The sequence below is a fragment of the Paenibacillus sp. cl6col genome, from assembly GCF_900102125.1.
GTDB lineage: Bacteria > Bacillota > Bacilli > Paenibacillales > Paenibacillaceae > Paenibacillus_B > Paenibacillus_B suaedae.
The window spans coordinates 24,700-46,643 of record NZ_FNAZ01000006.1 but is presented as its reverse complement, the minus strand read 5'-3'; the positions used below and the strand labels follow the sequence as shown (position 1 = coordinate 46,643).

The 21,944-nt window shown below is 46.4% G+C and carries 9 protein-coding genes and 2 pseudogenes; 6 read left to right on the top strand and 5 right to left on the bottom strand.

Features of this window, described 5'->3' with window-relative positions; translation table 11 throughout:
* Positions 1 to 6: 6 nt before the first annotated feature.
* The 5 genes and pseudogenes from BLS15_RS16570 to BLS15_RS16555 all read left to right on the top strand — a co-directional run bounded on the left by BLS15_RS16570 (position 7) and on the right by BLS15_RS16555 (position 16,426).
* Complete coding sequence (locus tag BLS15_RS16570; RefSeq protein ID WP_090512766.1) at positions 7 to 10,992, top strand: non-ribosomal peptide synthetase; 10,986 nt, start codon at positions 7 to 9, stop codon at positions 10,990 to 10,992.
* A gap of 30 nt (positions 10,993 to 11,022) precedes the next feature.
* A complete protein-coding gene (locus BLS15_RS16565; protein WP_021253392.1) occupies positions 11,023 to 12,309 on the top strand; it encodes an MFS transporter in 1,287 nt (428 codons plus the stop codon).
* Between the two features lie 24 nt (positions 12,310 to 12,333).
* Positions 12,334 to 13,576 (top strand): annotated as a pseudogene (locus BLS15_RS16560) (diaminobutyrate--2-oxoglutarate transaminase).
* A gap of 157 nt (positions 13,577 to 13,733) precedes the next feature.
* Positions 13,734 to 14,129 (top strand): annotated as a pseudogene (locus BLS15_RS29560) (FtsX-like permease family protein); the annotation flags it as partial.
* A gap of 1,907 nt (positions 14,130 to 16,036) precedes the next feature.
* Positions 16,037 to 16,426, top strand: coding sequence for a hypothetical protein (locus BLS15_RS16555; RefSeq protein WP_021253386.1), 390 nt, complete (start codon positions 16,037 to 16,039; stop codon positions 16,424 to 16,426).
* A gap of 193 nt (positions 16,427 to 16,619) precedes the next feature.
* Here the strand turns inward: BLS15_RS16555 and BLS15_RS16550 are convergent, their stop codons facing one another.
* The 3 genes from BLS15_RS16550 to BLS15_RS29555 all read right to left on the bottom strand — a co-directional run bounded on the left by BLS15_RS16550 (position 16,620) and on the right by BLS15_RS29555 (position 18,875).
* Positions 16,620 to 17,966 carry a DJ-1/PfpI family protein gene (locus tag BLS15_RS16550; protein WP_028532857.1) on the bottom strand — a complete coding sequence of 449 codons (1,347 nt, stop codon included), beginning with the start codon at positions 17,964 to 17,966 and terminating at the stop codon, positions 16,620 to 16,622.
* A gap of 366 nt (positions 17,967 to 18,332) precedes the next feature.
* On the bottom strand, positions 18,333 to 18,572 hold the full coding sequence (locus BLS15_RS16545; RefSeq protein ID WP_028532858.1) for a hypothetical protein: 240 nt from the start codon (positions 18,570 to 18,572) through the stop codon (positions 18,333 to 18,335).
* Positions 18,573 to 18,716: 144 nt separating this feature from the next.
* Positions 18,717 to 18,875, bottom strand: coding sequence for a site-specific integrase (locus BLS15_RS29555; protein ID WP_231515161.1), 159 nt, complete (start codon positions 18,873 to 18,875; stop codon positions 18,717 to 18,719).
* A gap of 559 nt (positions 18,876 to 19,434) precedes the next feature.
* Between BLS15_RS29555 and BLS15_RS16535 the strand changes: the two genes are divergently transcribed.
* Positions 19,435 to 20,283 carry a hypothetical protein gene (locus BLS15_RS16535; protein WP_028532859.1) on the top strand — a complete coding sequence of 283 codons (849 nt, stop codon included), beginning with the start codon at positions 19,435 to 19,437 and terminating at the stop codon, positions 20,281 to 20,283.
* A gap of 401 nt (positions 20,284 to 20,684) precedes the next feature.
* Here BLS15_RS16535 and BLS15_RS16530 read toward each other — a convergent pair whose 3' ends face one another.
* Entirely contained in the window at positions 20,685 to 20,906 is a 222-nt protein-coding gene (locus tag BLS15_RS16530) for a hypothetical protein (protein WP_036590810.1), read from the bottom strand.
* A gap of 140 nt (positions 20,907 to 21,046) precedes the next feature.
* On the bottom strand, positions 21,047 to 21,637 hold the full coding sequence (locus BLS15_RS16525) for a hypothetical protein (RefSeq protein WP_021253381.1): 591 nt from the start codon (positions 21,635 to 21,637) through the stop codon (positions 21,047 to 21,049).
* Positions 21,638 to 21,944 lie beyond the last annotated feature (307 nt).

Below are 21,944 nucleotides of genomic sequence, written 5' to 3'. Positions count from 1 at the left end.
TTCGTTGTGGAACGCAGAAGCAATATTATGTCCATCTATAATTTGAGCCCGATGCAGGAAGGGATGCTGTTTCATTCACTGTTAAATCCCAAGTCGTATGCGTATTTCGAACAGTTCTCCTGTACCGTTGAAGGCATGCTGGATGTAGACATTCTGGAGAAAAGCTTCAATGTGTTAATCGCACGACACGACGTCTTGAGGTCGAACTTCGTACATGAACAGACCGCAAGGCCCAAGCAAGTCGTGTTCAGTGAACGTAAAATTCGTGTACGGCTTGAAGATCTGTCGCAGCTTGAAGAAGCGGAACAAATGCTGTTCATTGAACAATACCGAGAGCAGGACAAGCAGGCCGGGTTCAATCTGATGACCGATGCTCTGCTGCGGCTTTGCGTCCTGCGAATAACGGCACATCGTCACAAGTTGATCTGGAGTTACCACCATATTCTGATGGATGGAGGCTGTCTGAAAACTATTATACAAGAGCTGTTCGAGACGTACCGTTCGCTCTGCAGCAAGGAGCCGCTGCCGGAGCGTCCGGCTCCACCTCCATATTCGGAGTATATCAAGTGGTTGGATGCACAGGATCGGGAGCTGGCACGCGAATTCTGGTCCTCGTATTTAAGCGGCTATGACAGCAAGGCCAAGTTGCCAATGGCGAAAACAGCGGGCGGCTACAAGCAGGTTGACCGTTATTTCCCGGTATCAGAAGTGTTAACAGAACGGCTTGAACTTGCGGCGAAAGATAGTCAGGTGACGCTGAACACCTTGCTACAGACAACATGGGGACTTCTGCTTGCCCGATACAATAACACAAGCGATGTCGTATTCGGCATGGTCGCTTCAGGCAGGCCAACCGAGATTGAAGGCTTCGAGAGCATGGTCGGACTATTCATTAACACCATCCCGGTTCGAGTTTCCTGCCACGATCATGAGACATTCGCGGAGTTGGCAAAGAAGGTGCAGCAGCAATCCGCTGAAGCGAAGCATCACGACTACTTACCGTTGGCGGAAATTCAATCGCTCTCTAGCCCGAAACATAATTTGATCGATCACCTATTCGGCTTCCAATACTTCCTGGCTAATGAAGAGTCCACGGATGCCGGTCTCAGTGAGGAGCTGGCTATTACCGAAGAAGAGGACTTCGAGCAGTCGAACTATGACTTTAATGTCATCCTAATGCCCGGCCGAGGGATTAATGTACTGTTCAGGTACAATGAACAGGTCTATAACGATGCGTTTATTCAGCAATTGGGCGGCCACTTCCTGCATCTTCTGGAGGAAATCGGACAGAATGCAGAACGGCCCGTCGATGAGCTCGAGCTTTTGCTGGAGCGAGATAAGAACAAGCTTATATTTACCTTCAATGATACGCGCGTGGAGTACGACGAGTCTGTAATGGTTCATCAGATAATAGAGCGTTCCGCCGCTATGATGCCTGACCATCCGGCTGTCGTATTCCGTGACATGCAGCTCACCTATAAGCAGCTGAACGAGAGAGCCAATCAACTCGCCCGGCATCTTCATGAACAAGGAGTACGGCCCGGAAGCATCGTAGCGATTATGGTGGAGCATTCACTCGAGATGATGGTCGGCGTGCTTGGCATTCTGAAGGCTGGAGGTGCGTACCTGCCAATTGATCACGAATATCCAGCTGAGCGTGTGCGCTATATGCTTCAGGACAGCGATGCCGTACTGCTTCTGATCCGCGGCGAGCTATCACAACGAGTGCAGCCGGCAGTTCCAGTTCTGGAACTGGAAAGCCTGTCGATCGACAGCTATGACGTCTCTAATCTGGAGCCGATGAATACATCCTACGATCTTGCATACGTCATCTATACATCTGGCTCAACGGGTCAGCCGAAGGGAGTAGCCGTTGAGCATCGAGCTCTCGTGAATATGTCGTTATGGCATCAAAACTACTATGGTTTGACGCGGGATGATCGGAGTGCCAAGTATCTAGGGTTTGGCTTCGATGCTTCTGTTAGCGAAATCTTCCCGAGCTTGATCACAGGCTGCACGATTTATATCGTGCCGCAGGAGATCCGATTGAATGTCGAGGAGCTGAATGCCTTTTATAATCGCAACGGTATTACGATCAGCTCATTCCCGACGGCGATTACAGAGCAGTTCTTGCAACTTGATAACCACTCGTTAACGAGATTGATTACAGGTGGAGACAAGCTGAAGACCTATCGGCAAACTGGTTACAAGCTGTACAACAACTACGGGCCAACCGAGAATACCGTTTGCTCGACATCTTTTTTGGTCGAGGGGGAGTATGCGAACATTCCGATCGGAAAGCCGATATCCAACGTGAGCCTGTACATCGTCGATGAATTGAACAGGCTTGCTCCAATCGGAGTACCGGGAGAGCTGTGCATATCAGGCAAAAGCCTTGCCCGAGGCTATTTGAACCAACCAGAGCTGACGGCGGCCAAATTCGTTCCACATCCGTTTATGCCTGGTGAACGAATGTACAGGACGGGCGATCTTGCCTGCTGGTTGCCAGATGGCAATGTCGAGTTCCTTGGCAGGCTTGACCAGCAAGTCAAGATTAGAGGATACCGGATTGAGCTGGGCGAGATTGAATACCGCTTGCTTCAACAGGAGGCGGTCAAGGAAACAGTTGTAACGGCAACAGACAACCCGCTCGGGGAACCGGTTCTATGCGCATATGTCGTCCTTCACAGTACAGGGGATGTTGAAGCGGTCAAGGGAAGGCTGCGCGCCGAGTTGCCCGATTATATGGTACCGCAGCGTTTCGTTTTACTGGAAGAGATCCCACTGACAACGAATGGAAAAGTTGACAAGCAGGCGCTGCCCCGCCTGGACTTCTCAGGGATCGAGGCAACAGAATATGTGGCGCCTCGTAATGAGACCGAGGAGCAGCTTGCTTTGATATGGAATCAGGTATTGGGCGTGAACCAAGCCGGAGCTTTAAGCCATTTCTTCGAACTGGGCGGTCACTCCTTGAATGCGATCAGGCTGGTCTCCGCGGTCAAGAAGCAATTCAAGTATACACTCCCGCTTACCGAGGTGTTCCGAACGCCGGTACTATGCGATATGGCCAAGTTGATCAGCACTACGCCTGAGGGGGGAGATAGTAGCAGAGTGGGGGCTACATCCGTCGACTCGATTGAGCCTGCACCGGTTATGCCCTACTACCCTGCCTCATCAACTCAGAAGCGGCTGTACGTGCTGAGCCAGCTGGGTGGGCAAGAGGCGGTATACAATACGCCAACTGTCCTCCAGCTCCAGGGAAAAGTAGATATGACACGCCTCGAGGCAGCGTTCGCTGCATTAATACGCAGGCATGAAAGTCTAAGAACCTCCTTTGAATTCAAAGACGGTGAGCTCGTCCAGGTTGTTCACGCAGAGGCTGAGTTTCATCTCAGCATGCTAGGAACACCGGAACCAGGAAAGCTACATGATTCGCTTGATCGGTTCGTCATGCCCTTTCAACTATCCGCCGCTCCTCTCATGCGCGTGGGAATTGCGCGGATTGCGGATGATGAGTATGTCATGATCATCGACATTCACCATATGATTGCCGATGGCACATCAGTCGGCGTGCTGGTGGATGAATTTAACCAGCTCTATAACGTGCAGGAGCTGCCGGAGTGCCGGATTCATTATAAGGATTATACGATGTGGCAGATCCGGCAGGAAGCCCTTGGCATGCAGCATCAGGAGCAGTACTGGCTGCGGCGATTCCAGGGCGAAGTTCCGCTGCTCGATCTGCCTACCGATTATGCAAGGACGAATACCCGAAGCTACGTGGGCGGCAATGTGATTCTGCAGCTGGATTCATCACTAACCGCCCGTATCCGCCGACTCTGCTCGGAGACAGGATCAACCTTGTATATGCTTCTACTAGCCACCTGCCATACGTGGCTGTACAAGTATAGCGGCCAGGAAGACAATGTGATCGGCAGCCCAGTGGCCGGTAGGCCGCATGCGGATTTGGAACAGGTGATCGGCATGTTCGTCAACACGCTGGCGATGAGGGGTAACCCGTCAGCCCGCCGCTCCTTCCGGGCCTTCCTTGATGAAGTGAAACACGATGCACTCAGCGCCTTCGCCAATCAGCAGTATCCGTTTGAGGATTTGGTTGAACGATTGAATATCGCACGGGATTTCGGACGTAACCCGATATTTGATGTGATCCTAGTTGTTCAAAATATAGACCGTGCGGAACTTACAATAGACGGACTTCGCATTACACCTTACAGCTATGAAGCCCGGACCGCAAAATTTGATCTGACCATTACTGCAATTGAGGAGCAGGACACGATTACGCTTGATTTTGAATACGCAACTTGCTTGTACAAGAAATCAACGGTAGAGCGATTTGCCGAACACTTCCGCGAGCTTCTGTTATCGATTACGGACAATCCGGATCAGACGCTGGGTGAGCTGAACCTATTGACCGCCGCGGAACGCCATAAATTAATTACGGTATTTAATGATACGCAAGCTGATTACAAGCGGAACAGCACGATTCAGCAACTGTTCGAGGAGCAGGTTGGACGTACGCCGGATCAGCAGGCTATCGTCAGCGAAGATGAAAGCCTGACTTACCAGGAGCTGAACGACAAGGCTAATACGCTGGCATACGTGTTACGGAAGAAGGGAATTGGGCCGGACGAGATTGTCGGCATCCCGGGCGATCGCTCGATCTGGATGATCGTTCACATATTGGGCGTATTGAAGGCAGGAGGTGCTTATTTGCCGCTTGACCTATCCTACCCTGCAGAGCGAATTTCCTATATGCTGGCGAACAGCCGGGCAAGGTTTATCGTGAGCCGGGGCAATCTCATTGGCCAGATGGAGGCATGGGCAAATGCTGCGGGAACGAGCATTGAACTGATCGCCTCCGATAAATTGCCCGATGACGATCAGGCTGTAGCGAACCTATCGGTGATCAATTCTCCGTATGATCTGGCATATATCATCTATACTTCGGGCTCGACAGGCCTGCCCAAAGGAGTCATGATCGAGCATCAAGGTATACTTAACATGCAGACGTTCTATAGGGACACGCTAGGCATAGAGCCAAGCGACCGGATCGTTCAATTCGCCAGCATGTCCTTCGATGCATCGGTATGGGAGATGTTTATGGCGTTGCTAACGGGTGCTTGCATGTACCTTGTCCCGCAGGCGACGATCGGCGACTACAGGCTGTTCGAGAGCTATATGGAGCAGCACCAAATTTCGGTTGCAACACTGCCTCCGACATATATTATCCATTTAAACGCCGACCGTATGCCCGCCTTGCGTCTTATCTTAACTGGAGGATCGGAAGCAACCAAGGAGATTGCCCAAACGTGGGGGGACGGCCGAACTTATATCAACGCCTATGGCCCTACGGAGTCTACGATCTGTGCCACAATTTGGCGGAAGCCGGTGGGTGAAATGCTAGATGGTACCCATGTCCCTATCGGCCAGCCGATTGAGAATACGCAGGTCTATATCGTGGACGGCAGCAACCAGCTAGTGCCTGTCGGTATTACGGGTGAGCTCTGTATAGCAGGTGATGGTCTCGCTAGAGGATATTTGAACAATGAGCAGCAGACACAAGACAAATTCGTATCCAATCCATTCCTGCCTGGAGGACGGATGTATCGGACAGGCGACCTAGCCCGCTGGCGCCCGGACGGCATGATTGAGTATATTGGACGGGCCGATCATCAAGTCAAGATTCGCGGCTATCGGATCGAGACAGGCGAAATCGAGTCGAAGCTACTGGAACACGAACGGATTGCGGAGGCGCTCGTGCTACCAAGGAAGGATCAAAACGTCGATACGTACCTGTGCGCTTATATCGTAGCGGATAAGGCACTCGCTGCATCTGAGTTACGCTCCCAATTAACTAGCGTTCTACCGGATTATATGATCCCGTCCTTCTTCATTCAATTGGAGGAGATGCCGCTTACAGCCAACGGCAAGCCGGATCGCCAGGCGTTGCCAGAGCCTGGTCAAGAGCATCGTTCTACCGTAGAATATACAGCTCCGCGTAATGAGCACGAACGCAAGCTTTCCGCCCTGTGGCAGGAGGTATTGGGCGTTACACCAATCGGGGTTTATGACAACTTCTTCGAGATTGGAGGACATTCGCTCAAAGCAGCATCGTTATCTGCGAGAATTAATTATACGTTCGGCGTCGAGTTTCCGCTGCGTGATTTATTCCGGTATTCGACTCTTGGGGAGATGGGCAGTCGCATTCTAGCTTTGGACAAGGGACGTACCCGGCTCATTCCTGCCGCTGCACCGGCCGCGTATTACCCAGTGTCGTCAGCCCAGAAACGAATGCTCATCCTTGACCGTATGGAGGGTGTTGGACATACCTACCATATACCTGCTGTTCTGAAATTGACCGGAGGCGTAGATGTCAGGCGGATTGAGCAGGTGTTCCGCAGGCTCATTCACCGCCACGAGTCATTCCGCACCTCCTTTACATTCATTGATGGTGAACCAATGCAGATGGTTCATGAGAGGGTAGAATTTGCAATTGAGCAGGTGGAGCTGAACCAACAGTTAGATCACGATAGACTTGAGCTGCTGCTTGCTCCTTTTGATCTAGGAAGAGCACCGCTTCTACGGGTAAGCGTAGTGAAAACTGTTGACAACGAGCAGCTTCTCGTGATCGACATGCACCATATTATTGCGGACGGCATGTCCATAGGAATTCTGAGCCAGGAGTTCAACAAGCTATATATCGGGCAGGAGCTACCGAAGCTGAAGCTGCAGTACAAGGATTATGCCGTATGGCAGTATGATCTGCTCACAAGCGGTGCACTTAGGAAGCAAGAGGGGTATTGGACAGAGCAGCTTCAAGGTGAAATCCCTCTCCTGAATATGCCAACCGACTATCCAAGGCCAACAAACCAAAGCTTCGAGGGTGGCCACTTGTCGGTTGTACTGGACAAGGACGTACTATCCGCTACCAAAAAGCTCGCTTCGGAAACCGGGACGACACTCTACATGGTTTTGCTTGCTGCCTACTATGTCTTGCTTTCCAAATATACGGGACAGGAGGACATTATTGTAGGCTCCCCGGTTGCAGGCAGGCCTACCGGGGATATGGAGGCCGTGATCGGCATGTTCGTCAACACGCTCGCAATCCGTAACCAGCCGACTGGAAATAAGCCATTCCGAAGCTTCCTAGATGAAGTGAAAGATCGCACACTGGAGGCTTTTGATAATCAAGACTATCAATACGAGGAACTGCTGGACAAGCTTAAGCTCAAACGGGATATGAGCCGTAATCCGCTGTTCGATACGATGTTTGAGGTTCAGAACCTTAATGTAGGAGATATTGAGCTGGATGACGGGGTGATTATGCCATATTCACTTGCATCCCACATCTCCAAGTTCGATCTTACCGTCACAGCAATCGAGCAGGGGGAAGAGCTCGAGATACAAGCTGAATATGCAGCCAATCTGTACACGGCGGCAAGCATCGAACGGTTCTTACGTCGCTTCGAAACCGTCATAAGGGCGATAGTTAACGACCCCGGGTTGGATATTCAGGACATCCAAATGACGACGAATGAGGAAAGACATCAAATTATCCATGTGTTTAACGATACAAGCACAAGCTATCCGAAGGATCTTCCGATTCATGTGCTCTTCGAAGAACAGGCGGCGAAGAATGCAGACCGAATCGCTGTCGTTGAGTTCAGCCGCAAACTGACCTACTCGGAGTTGAACGAGGCTGCGAGCCGTGTCGCCCAGCGTTTGATTCAGCAAGGCATACACCTCGGCGAGGTGGTCGGAATAGTCGCAGATCGGTCCATCGCGATGGTCGCGGGCATGCTGGGTGTTCTGAAGGCCGGCGGCGCCTACTTGCCAATCGACCCAGATTATCCCGAAGATCGTATCGCCTACATGCTGTCGGACAGCAAGGCCAGCATCGCGCTCATCCAGCCGGAATACGCACAGCGCGCAGTCGATGGTACGCATCTGATTATCCTGGATTCAATATTGCTGGACACCGACGGTACACCTGCTGCTGAATCCGCTGTAACAAGCGCCTCAGATCTTGCTTATGTCATGTATACATCCGGTTCGACGGGCAGGCCCAAGGGCGTAATGATCGAGCATCGCAGCGTCGTGAGGCTTGTACGAGATACCAACTATGTTACGTTCTCGGCTGGGGACAAAATTTTGCAAACCGGATCACCTGCATTCGATGCGACCACTTTTGAGATCTGGGGAGCTTTGCTGAACGGATCGGAGCTGTATATTGTCCCTAAATTGATCATCCTTGACCCGGTCAAACTTGAAGCGGCGATCCACAACTACCACATTACGATCATGTGGTTGACCTGTCCGTTATTTAACCAGCTCGCGCTGCGTAAGCCAGACATGTTCCGGCCGCTCCGTTATTTGATTGTCGGAGGCGATGTACTTACTCCGAAAATCATCAATCAGGTCAGGGCATGTTGTCCGGATTTGCAGGTGGTTAACGGCTACGGGCCTACGGAGAATACAACCTTCTCCTGCTGCTTCACGATCGGGGAGGATTATCAGGATCAGATCCCGATCGGTCGTCCGATCAGCAACTCGACTGCTTATATCGTGGATCGGCTGGGTGGATTGTGTCCGATCGGTATCGCTGGCGAGCTTTGGGTAGGCGGTGACGGCGTAGCTCGAAGCTATATGGACAATCCTGAGTTGACGGCAGACAAGTTTCTTCTGAGCCCTTTCGTAACAGGAGAGAGATTGTACCGCACGGGGGACATGGCACGCTGGAGGCTGGACGGCTCAATCGAATATTTGGGGCGAATCGATAACCAAGTAAAAATAAGGGGTTTCCGTATTGAAATTGGTGAAATTGAGCGGTGTATTGCGAAGCACCAGGCCGTATCAGACATCGTCATCGTTGCAAGGGATAACATAGATCATCATAAGTCACTGTGTGCTTATGTTGTTTTAAACAGCGTGGCAGATTCGAAGCAGCTGCTGGAGTATGCGGCTAAGTCTTTGCCGGAATATATGATCCCTTCAGACATTGTCATTATGGATGCATTCCCGCTCACGTCGAACGGCAAAGTTGACAAGGCAAAGCTTCCCGAACCGTCCGTAAGAGTAAGGACAGATGACATCTATGTCGCTCCGCGAAATGAGACAGAACGGGTAATCGTCCAGATATGGAGTGAGTTGCTTGACCTAGGGGCTTCACAAATTGGCGTGCACAGCAGGTTCTTTGAAATAGGTGGCCACTCATTGAAAGCGATCCAACTGATCAACAGGCTTGCCGAGCATGGATGGGAATTGAGTATCAATCAGGTCTTCGTCCATCAAACGCCTGCCGGGCTTGCCGAGGCTTGCGACCAAATGGAACGGCAGGTGCCATCTATGGTAGGAGATATCCGAAAGGCAGAGGCGCTATTACAGGAACTGTTGAAGCGAGTGATCCGATACTCGCAGCTCAGCACCTACGGTACGATCCAGTATGTATTGCAGGCTGAGAGATTGGATGATGCTTTGAAGAGGAGAATTATCGATTGGTTCGACCAGTATGCCGACACTTTTATCCACCCTCATTACATCGTAGAGTACACAGATACGGAATGGGATGAGGTTATCGATGAGGATGCGTTCTATGCCAGAATGAAAGCGAGCCATTCTGCCGCTGCTCTTGATCTAGAACTTGTACGAGCTGACATTGAGCGGATGCAGCTCCGGTTTGCGGATAGCATTCAAAGCGGCGCCATCATTGCCGAATTCGAAACATCGCCTTCCCAGGAGTACCACTTGATGTACAAAGATATTTCGGGCACGCATATTACTTTCGACCATTATGTGAATAGAAAGACGCTGGAAGAGGCGCTTTTAAGAACGATAAGCTCACAGGACATGATGCGAAGTATCCTGCATGACGACAACGGCACATTGTCGTGGCGGCTGCTGGAGATGCCAGCAAGCATTGAGATTCCATTCCTGGATCTGACAGGTTACCGCATGGAAACGAGGGATGAGATTCTTAAGGACATCATGCACAATTTCTTTATGAAGGCGTACAAGACGAATGGTTCTATCCTGTACCGCGTCATGTTGATCCAGCTTAATCTAAGAGAGCATCTGCTATTGCTTCCGTTCTCCCATGCCATCTTCGACTTCATGAGTGGTGAAATCTTGAAGAATACGGTGGTAAGATTGTATGAGAGCCTAAGCAGCAGGTGCAATACCGAACTTATGCCAGCACTGACCTATCGCGATTATATTCGTCAAATCAAGCAAGGCCCGAATGCAGTAACGGACGAGCAGCTGTATCGGATGTTCCGGTTAGGTGAATGGCTTCCTATGACCCAGAAGATGGATGAGGAAGCTCATCGGTATAATCCCTCCGGATATACTGCAGTGTCTTTCCAGCTACCATTAGATAGGGAAGAGGCTTCTGGGGTGGATGCGGAGCTGATGTGGCCGATGATCCTTGGAACATGCGCCCAGTTCTTCAAATTGTATTTCGGTATAACGAAGTTGCCGGTGTGGCTTACGAATTACGGACGGACTTACGCGGGCAATCAGTATTTTGCAACTATCGGTGAGTGTATCGATTACATTCCAATCCTGGTGGATACCGATCTAGACATTCAGACAGCAGTTGACGATATTCGCGACAAGCTGCAGATGGTCACCGAGCATAATATTAATTTCAGCAACCTGATTTACAACGATCAGATGGAGATGTCCTATCCGTTATCGAGAACAGCCTTGAAGGGATCCTTCGAGAAGTTCTTGCTGAACATCAACTACTTAGGTGAGCTGAAGGAGCAATCGGATACAATGAGCCGAGTCGAAATCGAAGGTGTCAATTGCGAGGTAAACAATCGAATCGTCTGCATGGCATGGCATCAAGCCTGCACACTCCATCTGACGATTGTTCTCCCTTATGAAGAAAACAAGGAAAAGTGCCAGTGTCTATTGGAGCAGGCATACGAAGCAGCATGCAGGTTCGAATTCATGATCCAGTCTGGCGTTTAAACTCTATGGAAAGGGCATGGTAAAAGAACGATGAAAGAGATATCTAATATAATCCTCTTCACCATAAGCCGCACGATCTCAGAGCTTGGAACCGCTGTATTCAAATTCGCCTTGAGCTTATACGTACTCGATGTTACAGGATCAGCCAGCTTGTTCGGAATTGTACTAGCGATCAGCTACCTTCCCAACATTCTCATCAATACGTTCGCTGGCGTATATGTGGATCGAGCCGACAAGAAGAAAGTACTCGTCATTAGTGAGTTACTTAGCGGCGTGCTAATCTTCCTGCTGTTCATACTATATAGCTATCAACCGGAGAATGTTATAGTTCTTGTGCTATACTCCGTCCTAATTAGCGCACTGCAGGCGTTCTTCTCATTGGCGATGAATGCATCTTTCCCGAATCTGGTATCCAAGGAACGTCTGAATGCGATTAATTCCAGCAATCAGGGCATCTCTGCGCTGCTCAGCATCTTTGGTCCAGTAGTAGGTGCTCTCGCGTATACCGGAATTGGCTTTCAAAACATCTTTATTTTGGACGGTATATCCTACCTGGTTTCCGGCATCTTGATCATATTCCTACGATTTTCTAATACTAGGGATCGTAGTGAGGATAAGGACAAGCCGTATATAGAGAGTTTGAAGGAGATCGGAGCATATATCAAAAACCGTTCGGCCATCAAGTATTTGCTCTTTATCTTTTTGATGACCAACTTTGTCGTATCGCCTTCGATTTCGCTTTTGCTGCCCTTTATTGTTTACCAGAAGTTCGACATGTCAGCCACACAACTGTCATTGATTGAAGCGGCATTGGCAGTTGGCTTTATTGTTGGCGCCATATTGGTCTCCATGAAGAAGGTCAATGCGTTTGTCATTAACAAGATCTTTCTCATGATTCAGATGCAGGGTCTGCTTATCTTACTGTGGGTGTTCCCGGAATTGAACATGATAGATACAACGATGAAGGGTGTACTGATGGCCGGATATATGGGGCTTCTGTTCTTTACTGGTGTATTTCTTGCAATGGGCAACATTCCGATGACCTCTTACGCCCAGATGTACATCCCGGAGAAAATCCGAGGGAGTTTCTTCGGAGTTATGGGTACTGTCGTGATGATCGCCATTCCGATTGGAACATGGCTGTACGGTATTCTGCTTGACCAGATCAGCTTCACGTATGTTGTCATTTTCTCGTGTGTCGTACTCGTGGTTGTAGGCGCCTTCGCGCATCGGAGCCGGGATTTACGGGAATTCTTCAACAGGGATTCAGAGCCGGAGGCCGATCAGCCTGTCGTCGTAACCGAAAAGAGCATGTAAAATTGATGTGAGAGGGAGATATATATAACAATCTTCGAAGAGATGGACTCGAATGTAAGAAGCTATTGCCGGAATTTCCCTGTTGTGTTCGACAGAGCAGAAGGCTCGGTTCTTTACTCCACTGCGGGCAAAGCTTTTCTGGATTTCTTCGCAGGCGCGGGAGCATTAAATTACGGTCATAATAACGACTATATTAAGGAGAGCATTCTCAATTATGTCCATTCCGACCGAATTACGCACGGACTGGACATGTATACGACGGCGTAGGAGGAATTTATAGCGGCGTTCTCTTCCCGGGTGCTAAGGCCCAGAGGCCTGGAGTACAAGCTCCAATACTGCGGATCTACGGGGACGAATGCTGTTGAAGCGGCGTTAAAGCTGGCACGGAAGGTGACGAAGCGGACTGGCGTCTTCGCCTTCATGGGCGGTTTTCATGGCATGTCCCTGGGGAGCTGTCCGTCACAAGCAATAAGGACTGCCGGTCAGGTGCAGTAATGCCTATGGATCAGGTTACCTTTGTGCCATTCTTTCGACGGCAGTCTAGGGAATCTAGATACGATCGGGTATATCGATCATATCATTCGCGATACGAATTCAGGTATTGAGAAGCCGGCTGCCATCATTGTCGAGACGGTCCAGGCCGAAGGCGGCATTAACCTTGCATCGGCGGAATGGCTGGCGGCACTGGCCAATCTGTGCACACAGCACGATATTCTGCTCATATGCGATGATATCCAGGTTGGCTGTGGCAGAACCGGTCCGTTCTTCTCTTTCGAGAAAGCAAGCATCAAGCCAGATATCGTTGTACTTTCCAAATCGATCAGCGGTTACGGTTTGCCGATTTCGCTGCTGCTGCTAAAACCGGAGTTGGATATTTGGCCCCCGGGTGAGCACAACGGAACATTCCGCGGTAACCAACTGGCATGTATTGCAGCCCGCTGCACTCGAATGGAGAGATGCCGTCAATCTGGAGGAGCAGGTTCTGCAAAAAGAGCAAAACATTCGGGACTTCCTCGAAACCGAAATAAGACCGATTCATCCGTCCATTGATATTCGAGGCACTGGCATGATATGGGGCATCGACGTAACACGTCTACCGGATCAGGGAAATATCCCAGGCAATTACGAAGCAGTGCTTTGATAGAGGGCTTTTGTCAAAATTATGCCAGCTTTAACGATCGAAGCTTCACAGTTGGGTGAAGGCCTCGAGATTATTAAGGAAAGCATGCATGCTACCATTCATGCGATGGATTGGATAGGCAAATAGACCGACAAGAGGGCTCTGGCGCCAATTTGAAGCCGGAGCCCTCTTTCTATCTACTGCCAGTAACACGAAGAAAATGAGCACTGTCTGTTTTGCCTTTCGGTGCAGATTGAGGAAAAGGGGCGTTCCTGGTCATTTCTGATGACTTTGGAACAGCCCCTTTATCAGCGAAGCGATTATTTTGTTCCTTACCATGTCCCGGATCATTGATTCGCAAAGGAAGCAAGTAGGTACCATGAAGGCGTGGGTGTAAAAAACAGAAACATCATGCTACATTACATGGGATACCCGGTGTTGGCAGGGATCGTTGGCTCCATTCTGGGTTATGTCTTTGCCGCATAGCGTCTTTATTCCCATGATAATAGCGAGAGGTGCGAAATCCTCTTCGTTACCTGACATTATCTACCCTCTATCCATACCTTCTGTGTTTATATCCATTTTCCCAAGTGCATTTGGATTTGGAATCATAGCTTGTTACTTAAGTTCAGACCTATCTTACGTGAACGCAGCTATGGCGATATGCCTTAAACCACCTAAGAAGATGAAGAAGCTACTGCCAACCAGTATTCCACCCAGTATTTAGAATGGGATTCGGAAGTAGATGTTGCGATTTTAGGGATTAGATGTTGCTTTCCGGAGGACGCCAATAGCCCTGAGGAATATTGGGAAGTTTTAATCAATTTGGATAAACGGCATTTGTGAAATGCCTAAGGATCGATGGGATATTCATCATTATTACAGCGATGACAGAGGAGAGCCTGGAAAGATGCTTGAGTTGACATGGGAGGCTTATGAAAATGGGGGATGTCCATCGTTATAGACATTTGATTGTGAAAGAGAAACTTGATACGCTAACTAATAATTCAATGAACTAGTAAGGCATATAATTGAGAATTATTTCACATAATATGATTAAAGAGTGTTATTAAGCTGGTGATAGTAATTATCTGGATCGGAACTCAACTAATGTGGTATATACGAATCGAACCAACAAGTTCAAAACATAAACACCGAGCCAGTTAAGCAGTCATTTGCAAATTGAATATTATAACGACGTATGAATTCAATTGATGTATATAAGCACACGGTTTAACGATACAAAGATACTAACGGCAAATGATTAATGATTAGATAGGACAAATCAAAATCAATTCTGTGAGCACACAGCAATAAGATAAAAAAAGTAATAATGACCAATAAAAATGAAAAAATGTACTTATTAATAAGCAACACATGATATATAAGATTGAACGAAATATGCAGCAAATTTAAGTCAATTTGGAGAGACTCCTTTTATACCTATACTACTGTTTCACAAAACCCGTATTTTGTACATATGTCTAATAAACGTAATTAAGCTATATCACTACACCATTCATATGGATTGTGTCACAATCTATATATTCCTTTCTCTTTTCATTTTTTCATTTGAATAAATATTGGACAAGAACATGTTCGTGTCCAATATTTATTGCGGCTTTATTGCTACATAATTGATGTTCATTATCTACATAATATTGATTGGAAACAACTTCTCAACAATCACATCATCAAGCCAATTACCATCTCGTTGACTTTGCTTTTCACACACGCCAACTGATCAATCGCAATGAACACCTACGATACAATTGTTACTTAAGCAGAACTCGTCTTGTAGTTTTCCTTTTTTGATAAGTTGGTGAATACGTTAAGCAAAGTAAGTATTAATTGGGCGACTTCCCCCATTACTTCTCCAACAACATAGGAAGCTTTTCTAAATTCATTGGATTTGTGTATCAAAATGTGTGTACCATAGTAATCCTCAGAAACGGTAGTCCACTAGTATTCGTAATAAGCATGCAATTCTTACATAATTACCCAATCATTAAGTAAACTTTGAACTTTTGTGTCAGTTCTGGGGTAACGTATTTAAACACGTGACTGGCTCTTTGTTGTCGTCTTTGTTGAGGCTATAATCAGTAACATCAACCTCTTCGAATTGAATAATCTTGTTTTGTTAAGAAACTCGTTCCTCAGATGGATTATCCCCGTCCATATTATGACAGTGTCACCATTTTTGATTTTCGCAATTTTTGATTGGTCTTCCGAGCTGGATCGCCTGGGACGCGATACATTGGAATCATAGCGGAATGGAAATTCATCATTCGCGAATTATACCCACGTTTCTTCGTTTAATTGTCTTAAAGAGCAGAGAAGAATCAGAGTGTCCTGCTCCGCCAGATTTCGGACTAACCGGCTTCTTCCCCACTCAAATGTTGAATTGACCAGCCCCAGAAAACAAGTATTATAATGATCTTCTGAATAAGCAATTCATGAGTAAAAAACCATTCATAGATAATTTCACTAAAATGAACAAATTAAAGCAAGTGTGAATGGTCATGAATCAAAAAATCGAAGTCTGGGCGATTATCACAGTCAATTACTTTTCACCCTCCATATAATGCCCCTAGGGAGGTGATGTGAATGGCGAAAACAGTACAGCCGATAACTATTGGAGCGAATAGTATAGCAAAGATCGGCGAGCGATTTTTCCTAATTGTTGAAGTGGAGGCTAAAGCACCTGGGGTTGAAATTGACCCGGTATTTGCTGTCCGAACGACTGCCAAACAAGCTGCAAGCCTCATTCGTGCAGGCGTGATGCGGACTATCTTTCGAGCTACGCCTCCAAAGCCGAGTGCTGGAAAGAAAGTTGAGTTGAAAGGCGTATTGTTTGCTGGTGGTCGGATATTTTCGGTCTTTGACGTTGAAAACTCGACAGACGTTTCTGTTTTAGTAAGAATAAACCGTAACGAAGCAAATCGACTTATCCGAGGTGGTGCACGCATCATCCCAGTAATAAGAAAACCATTCTAAGCCTGCAGTGAAAAGCGATCATTATTGATCTACTTATCCACGTTACACATATTTGCGGCAGCACCTCGAAATTAAGAGGTGCTGTTTTTATGTTCTATTTCATTGATCTTAAATCTTATTATCGAAAAGCTTACTACTTTGAAATTTAGTTTATGTCCCCATCCTCGATGCGCTCATCATCTGCAGACGATTTCTATTTCCTACGGATGAAGCGACGATTGATGAAAAAAGCGATGATCAAGGACAAGACGCCGAGTAAAACCGGTACGCCAAACGCTTCAAAAGAGAAGGAGCTACCTTTCAGCTTCAGGTGGTCGGTAGCGCGATACTCAAGCCGCTTGGCGGCAAATTTCGCCGTCTGGATATCCTCTTGCTCAGCCAAATCCTCGAATGCAGGATCCATTGCAAACCGATCCGCCGCGTCGCGGTGTAGGAACAGCAGTTTCGCGCTGTAGCCGCTGTTCTTCCATTGGTTGATGTCTTCGGAGGCTGCAGATTCGGCATCGGCACCGACGACAATCATTTTCTCTAACTTCGGCACGTTTTTTATCTGATAACGCGCGACTAGGTGTAGGCCGTGCTTCGTTACGATTGGTTGGTTCGCGCTAGAAACTGTCAACGTCGTCGTCGTACCGGAAGCGGCGTACGTATCGAATGCGGCGGACAAATCCAGTTCATCGGCGCCGTTATATAGCAGCACGCCCGCCTTTACTTTGTTCCATTGATAAGCGTTGTTCAGTACGTACGTTATATCGCTCAACCCGGCAACAAACGGTTTCATTTGCGGGTTTGTCACGTACTCGTAAGAGGGATAGTTCATCTCTTTCGCCACTTTCTTCGCCGCCGCCTCGCCCAGTTGCTTGGAGATGACGTATAGTGTAGCGTCGATCCCCGATGTCAGGCCGGCAGAAGATACGATATTGCCTTGTGGGACGTAGCGCCAGTCATTCACCCACTGGACTTTCGGATATTTTTTAATGAGCCTGTTAATGTCTCCCCAGTGCGTCGCGGCCGATTTCCCGTTCAGCAAGCCGGTATCCGCCAGGTTTTCAGCCCCGTTGCAAATGGAGATCAATGTCGTCTTGGCACCCGAGTGCTTCCGAATCCATTCACGGACAGGCGCATATTTATTCTCGTCCAAAATCGGCATAAACGGAATGACGATAATGTCCGGGCTTTTGCCGAGCATCGCATCCATTTCGTCATACGAATAGTGTGGGACGACATCGAGTCCACCGGTTAGCGATTTTATTTCGCGATCGGGGGCAACGCCATATACATTGTAAGCTTCAGTCATCGCAAACATCTCGTACGGGACGAGAAAATCGAACACTTCCGTCACTTCGTTCGCCAGAAGCACGGCCACCGTCGGTTTGTTAGAGTCATATTTCGGTACCTGCAAATCCGTCAATGCAGTGGGGGCTTTATCGTAAACCGACATTCCGGCATTCATCGTATTGATGAACCCGACCGCGCCTATCCCCCCTACGACGACGACAAAAACGATGAGATAAATAATAATGCGTAATACAATTTTCACTTGCTTCGCTCCTTCAAGTTAGGTTCTTTCCCATAAAATTTAACAAATCAAGATGAACAAGGCATCTGTCTGTGGTTCGGTAGAGAAGCCAGCCTAACGTTGGAACTGCCACTGGACCCTAGTCTGTATTCTTTTTTTAGCATGACTCAAATGGGCTATAATTTTAACAAAACGGTGACAATGCGCTGGGTAATGGGGCCACTGATGAACTAACGTTTCTCATCCTAGCGAAACCTTTAAAAATAAAAAAAGACATCTGTCATTTAAATTTCGAGCAGATGTCTTCGTTTTTTTATCCCTTTGGCATGGTGGACTGAATATGTAGTTTGGGTGTTGAACTAACGGGACACGTTAGTATGATAAGAATTAAGCAACTGTATTACTGATCACTTTCAGAAATCCGTTCTTTTCGGCCGTATCCATCATCTGACGAATGGATTCTGCTGCCGCATTGCTAAACATATACCATTGGTCTTTGGAAACGTCATGAATCAATACCTCAGGGTATCCTGATAGCAATTCACTTGGGAATGCATTAACTAAACTATAGATATCATATTGTTTTACGCTCTTTCCCTTTTCGTCCAAAAAAAACATATTGTCCATTTTTAAAATAAGATCCGGGTTTATCCATATCACCCATCCAAGAGTAGTTGTCAGGAGCTTTTACCTTTGTACCTTTGTTTTTAAAATAAGTTGATAAATGGCTATTTTTCAGTCTTGAACTTTATTTTCTTTTGACATGAGGACTCAAACAGATAGGCCGCTTGCTTCTTTTTCACCGAATCTCGAATCAGTGTGCATGGACAGTAGCTCTTTAAAAGTCTGAGGAAATGGAACAATGCGGTCTTTTCTGCCCTTTCCTTTGTTAATCCGGATTTGACAGTAATGAAAATCGCTGTCCGCCAGCTTAATGCTGATTAACTCACTGGCCCTGACACCTGTTTACATGAGGGTCTTCACGATTATCATGTCCTGAAAATTCTTGGCTTTCCAAACCACTTCATAGTATCTTTTTAATTCTTCCGCTGTGGGTATGTAAGGCAGCTTTTTATTCCTCAATTTCGAGCTCGCTTCTTAAATGCTGTAAGCATAGTCCGGTTGTTCTGAGCGAATGTACACGCCAGCTCTCGGGCTTTCTTTTTTTGTAGATACGCGTTTTTCAATCATGCAAGTTCACCTTCCAATGGAACTCGAAAGTACGACCTTGAAATCAAAAAAGTACCGATATGACTGAGTTGTCAAACGGCACACAGTTCGGAGTTGTATGTTATAAGATGCTGTCTCAACAATAGAAGTTGTTGCAGTTGAAACACTTAAAACAAGTGTAAAAACAATAAACAAAAGGGATACTTTTTCAAAAATACAAAAAAATCATCAAAGCACCAAAAAAAGTAACGATACTCCCCTAGGTTTAACCTAAAGTGAATGTTATTTTTAAGGTATCAAGTAGAAAGGAAGTGAAATTATGAAGAAGTCAATTCTCTTGTCAATTGTTCTTATGTTGGTACTAAGCATCCCTTCGGTTGGATTTGCAGGAGTAGGAGGCCCTACATCGTACTCTTACTCTACTTACAACGCAAAAAATGGATTAACGTTAAACATTATTCAAACAACGCCGGAGAATATCAAGTTTGAAACGCTCTCAAAAGGAAAAAGTTTGACTAACTCCAACTTTTATGGGATTAATGGAGGTTACTTCACTCCAGCTGGTAGAACTCTACACATTGCTGTAAAAAATGATAAACCTATCACGGGTGTAGGATCTGATGGCGGAAAAGGCGGAAATGGATGGTATAACCATTATGAAACAAAAGGTGAAAAGGGAACGAGTACTGTAGTATGGGATGGTGACAAAAGATCGTTCTCAATTCAGAAAGTCTGGGATGCAGGTTCTATTTCCGTGAAAAATAGAAAAAATTACTGGGCACAAGGCGGATTTGGAATGCATTTAGGAAATTCAAACTGGAGGAAACTGGCTGAGGATGAAGGTTTGACAGGTTCAACTAGTCCAGCTATGGGAAGAACAGCTCTAGTTTATCATAAGAGTAGTGTCTACTTAATTGTTACAAATGTACCTGAAGAAGATAAGAAAACAGATAATAAGAAAAACCACCATACTCATTCTCAATTTCGTGATGCTGTACAACAATATTTTAACATCACAGATGGTTCTTCTTCGAGTTCAGTCAATGGAGTTTTCTTAGATGGAAGTGGTTCATCACAGATGAAAGCTATTAGTAACACTAATAAAGTTGTTAATGTCACTGGAGATGGAAGACAGTTAGTTCAAATCATCTCTTTGATTAACCAATAGTTTTAATCAAGAAAGAGCCTAGTTTACAGGCTCTTTCTTTACTTTATATTTGATTTTTAATCATGTGATTAAGTAAATCATATATAAAATAATCTTCATTAAATCCTGTTTTCTCAATTTGATTAATCATTTATCTAAGTCGTTAACCATTTCTTTTGGGAATTCTGAAAACTCATCTAGAACGAATCCAATTAAATGTAAACGATTAAAACTTTCTTTAGTATCTTCTGCTGTTAGAATAGCTGATTTGTAGAGTTCATATAGTTCTGGCAGAATTGATACATCCGACAATGTTACCCATTTTTAGTTATAAAAAATCAGATAAGATGTTACACATTTTATCTGATTTCAAGCAGTTGGATAACAAGGACTTAAAGACCCTTCATTCTCTAATGATGATGCTAACTAAATATTAGAACTCCAAATATAATAGTCAGCACCACAATAGCTGTCAATGAGGATACTTTCGCAAAGCGAATTGCCGAATTAGATATTTCAGGTTCTTCTTTATACATCCATCGTTTCCCCCATAATAAACTATCCTCAGGACAAAAATAAGTCCATATTAATACTCCATACATAGGAATCATAAAAACAAAAAACACAAAAATTACAGCTATCATCTTTTCCACTACATTACGCTCCCTCTACATACCCCAATAATGGATTGGACAATTCTTAATTCCTCCAATAAGTAGGATCTCGTCTTATTTATGCATACCACATATTGGAATCCCCCGCCCGTTAGGATAATAACTCTCCGCTAATTCAACACGATTCTGAACCCCACACTCAAAAGGGCCACGGAGACCAGACCTAAAATAACTCCCAGTGCTAACGATTCAAGCGTAAACCAGCGGAATTGCCCCGGCTCTGTTTTATCGATTTTTTTAATGCGGTACAGGATGGCCGCGTTGCCCGATAAGGTAATGATTATAACTATAATAGTCATAATCATCCAAAACCCAGACACATCCCGAATTTGCATGGGATCGTCATCCCTTATGCGAGTAAAAGCCACTAATTGATTTGCCAATAAAAACGTAAAGGCAAATAGTTTCACAATCCGTATATTTCGCTCCTGCTTCTTGCCTAACTTTTCCCGTTCATATTCCGCAATTTCACGCATAAACCGGGGCCAGTGTAAGAAGAGAAGATGCTTCGGGAAAAAGAGTCCCCAAAATTCAAAAAGCAACAGGGCCCCATACAAAAAAACGCCTACAAGATAAACGTTCGAAGGCGACGGCTCTAGAACAAGTAAGAAACCGCCGGATAATGGGATGAGGATGCAAATACATACATTGATGAGAATGATTTGTTTCACGCGCAAGGATTTAAGTCTACTCGTGTCCATGGTTGGCACACTCCTATCCGCCGAACTTTACAGCACATCCTATTTTACCATATATAGGAACCCCCCTCCCAAAAGTGTAGCTTTGCCGCAACAACCTTGCACCATTCGCACCTTATTTACTGGTTGACCAGAACTTTATCCCATTCCCGACTCGCCGCCTTGAGCATCCATAAATTTCAAATAAAAAAAACCAACAAGCATTAATTGGTGGCTATCTTAAAAATCTTGTTGAGAAACCTGCCCATTAGTATAACGAAAAAGCAACCGATCGATAATTGGCCACCTTCTTGTTGCTATTGATATCCCT